Genomic DNA, 3,177 nt, shown 5'->3' with positions numbered 1-3,177 from the left:
GGGCGTGCTCCACCTGCTCAGCGATTTTTGCCACCAGGCTGGAGGATGCAGGCCCCGAGGCTTCCAGCACGATATTGCCTTCCACCAGTCGGCTGCCGGCATGGACCGGATCATTAATGCCATGGCTTACCGGCAAAGGCTCGCCATTCAGTGCCGATTCGTCGAAAGCACCGCGGCCTTCGATAAGGATCCCATCCACCGGAATAATGTCACCCTGTATTAGCTGCAGGCGATCTCCTTTGGCCACCTGGCGGGCGCTGATCCAGTGCGCTATCTGCTGCCCATCAAGGCGGCGTACGGCCTGGGGCAGGGTATCGCTGACTCGCCGGTAAGCTTGCTGGATCGTCATGCGCTGACGCTGCTCCAACCAGCGACTGGCCAGCAAGAAGAACACAAACATGGCAGCGGAATCGAAATAGACGTGCCTGCCTCCGGTGGCCATCATCACCAGGCTGCCGGCCCAGGCCAGCAGCAGTGCCAGTGCGATGGGCGCATCCATGGTCAGGCGTGCCTGCTTGAGGCCGCGCCAGGCTCCCTGGAAAAACGGCAAACCGGAGTAGAACACCACCGGCGTGGCCACGGCGAAACTGGCCAGCCGGAACACCCATTCGTAAAGCGCGTCTTTGCCGTCGAACACGCCGATATACAGGGCGGTGGAGTACATCATGGCCTGCATGGCGCCCAGCCCGGCCAGTGCCAACCGGCCCAGCAATTGCTTATGCGCACGTTGTTCGTCGGTCCGGGCGCGAGGGTCGCCGGGCAGAGTCACCGTGTAGCCCAGTGCCTGAATCCGTTGTACGGTCTGGCTGGCCTCAGCTTGGCCGCTGTAGTCCACGGTCAGTGTCATGCTGGCCAGGTTGACGCTGCTGCGCCGCACGCCGGGCTGTTGGCTCACCGTTTTTTCGATCAACCAGCTGCAGGCGGCACAGGTTAGCCCACCCAGCTGCAGTTTCAGGCGTTGGCCATCAGCAAGGCTGGTGAGGTGCGGGGCGATCAATTCCGGCACAGAAAAAAGCGCGCAATCCAGCGCTTGGCGCTGATCGTCAGGCTGTGGCGCGGCATCCTGGCGCATCTGGTAGTAGTCATCCAGGCCCAAGCCATAAATGGTTTCTATGGCGGCGGCGCATCCCGGGCAGCAGGCATCACGGGGGCCGTCAGGCGTTTGCGCGGGGAAGGCGCCGGCGGGAGCCGGGTTACTGCAATGCCAGCAGGCAGAAGTCATGGTGTGGCGGTTTTCCCCAGGATCAGGTTGTCGCCTTGCGCCATGACAGTCTGATGCAGGCGCCAGTGATCGCCGGAGGCGGTCACCGTGGCGGCACGGCGACCATCATGGGGCAGGGTGCCGTCGCTGCGGTACAGGGCGCCTTCAATATGTTCCAGGGCAAGGGTGACATCCCGTTCCGGGAGCGTCGGGTGGCGCAGGGAGACGTTCAGGGTGTCGGGCATGGGAATGCCCGCCTCGCTGCTAAGGCGCGCCTGAATGCCAGCGCCCACCTGGCCCAGTTCAAGGCGAATACCCAGGCGCGCCGCAAGACGCTCCTGCTCCACGGAGCGGTTGATGGCTCGCCCCTCCTTGTACCATTCGTCTACCACGGGCGTGTCGGCATTAACGATGGCGATATACAGCAGCGTTAGGCCGCCGACTACCGATGTGGCGGGCAGCAGGATTGCCAGCCATAAAAAAGGGTAGCGGTACCAGGGAAGCTCATCGCCCTGGGGCAATGAATCGGGATTCATGGCGTTTCTCCAGGTCAGGATCATCCAGTGCCGTTACCGTAAACCAGATCGGCGCGGATTCCATTTCCACCTCATAAGGGTCATAGCTCACTGTCACCGGCAAAGACAGTTTCTTGCCGCCGTCGAGGGTGAATTCAGTGCGGTTCTTCATGCGCAGGCCATCCGGACCTTTCATGGTGAGCACATACCGGTGGCTGTGCTGGCCCTTGTTCTGAATTTCCAGCCGATAGATGTTTTCCACTTCGCCACTGCTGGCGGTGCGGTAGAGCTGATTCCGGTCTCGAATCACATCGACCTGCAGTGGCACACGGCTGTACAAGGTGCCCATAAACAGGCTGCCCATGATGATGAGGATGGCGCCATAGCCGATGAGTCGGGGGCGCAGAATGCGAGTCTTAAAGCCTTCCAGGGCGTTTTCGGTGGTGTAGCGAATCAGCCCGGGTGGCTTGCCGATATGATCCATGACGTCGTCACAGGCGTCCACGCAGGCCGCGCAGGTAATGCATTCATACTGCAGCCCATCACGAATATCGATGCCAGTGGGGCAGACCTGAACACACATGCCGCAGTCGATGCAGTCGCCTTTTTCCACTACCGTATCTTCCTGCTGGCGTTTTTTGGCACCACGGCCACGGGGTTCGCCGCGTTGTTCGTCGTAAGACACGATCAGCGTGTCGCGGTCGAACATGACGCTCTGGAAACGGGCGTAGGGGCACATGTAGAGACATACCTGTTCGCGCATGAACCCGGCGTTGCCGTAGGTCGCCACTGTGAAGAAGCCCACCCAGAAGAGCTCCCAGCCACCCCAGCTGAAGCTGAGCAAGCGGGTGGTCAAATCCGTAATCGGGGAAAAGTAACCGACAAAGGTAATGCCGGTAAGCAAGGCAAGCATCAGCCAGAGCACATGCTTGCTGCCACGGCGCATGATCTTGGTTGCCGTCCAGGGGGCACTGTCCATCTTTATACGGCTGTGGCGATCACCTTCACACCAGAACTCGATCCACTGAAAGAAGCGGGTCCAGGTGGTCTGCGGGCAGACGTAGCCACAATAGACGCGGCCCGCCAGCACGGTAACAAAGAACAGGGCAAATGCGGCCAGGATCAGGATCCAGGACAGCAACAGAAAGTCCTGGGGCCAGAAGCTGGCACCAAAAATACGGAACTGACGCCCCGGCAAATCAAACAGAACCGCCTGCTGGCCGTCCCAGCGCACCCAGGGCAGGATCATGTAAAGGCCCATGGTCGCCAGAATGGTGACGTCGCGGATAAACTGGAAACGTCCGGAAACGGATTTAACCTGAATGCGCTCGCGCTTGCTGTACAAGCTCACGCTGCCGCCATCGGTGGCATCCGTGACCTTGATGCGCTTGGGGTCCGACATACTACTCTCCGCTAACACCTTTGCGCCGCCGGCATCCCTTCACTGCTACGAATGATGGG

General features: G+C 60.6%; 3 protein-coding genes. All 3 read right to left on the bottom strand.

All coding sequences use genetic code 11. The annotated features are described in order from the left end of the window. Positions 1 to 1,222, bottom strand: a 1,222-nt coding sequence (locus A3754_RS23255) for a heavy metal translocating P-type ATPase metal-binding domain-containing protein (RefSeq protein WP_197468809.1), incomplete at its 3' end; no start/stop codon positions are given. Further along, a complete protein-coding gene (locus tag A3754_RS23250) occupies positions 1,219 to 1,737 on the bottom strand; it encodes a FixH family protein (protein WP_063521474.1) in 519 nt (172 codons plus the stop codon). The genes A3754_RS23250 and A3754_RS23255, both read right to left, overlap by 4 nt. Then, entirely contained in the window at positions 1,706 to 3,118 is a 1,413-nt protein-coding gene (ccoG, locus tag A3754_RS23245; RefSeq protein ID WP_063521473.1) for a cytochrome c oxidase accessory protein CcoG, read from the bottom strand. The genes A3754_RS23250 and ccoG overlap by 32 nt, the downstream gene beginning before the upstream one ends. Between the last annotated feature and the right edge of the window lie 59 nt (positions 3,119 to 3,177).

The sequence above is a fragment of the Alcanivorax sp. HI0083 genome (assembly GCF_001635175.1).
This window is presented reverse-complemented; position numbering and strand designations above follow the sequence as displayed.

Coding starts and splice junctions, on each gene's coding strand:
- A3754_RS23250 (WP_063521474.1), bottom strand. CDS start 1,737: ATGAATCCCGATTCATTGCCCCAGGGCGATGAGCTTCCCTGGTACCGC.
- ccoG (WP_063521473.1), bottom strand. CDS start 3,118: ATGTCGGACCCCAAGCGCATCAAGGTCACGGATGCCACCGATGGCGGC.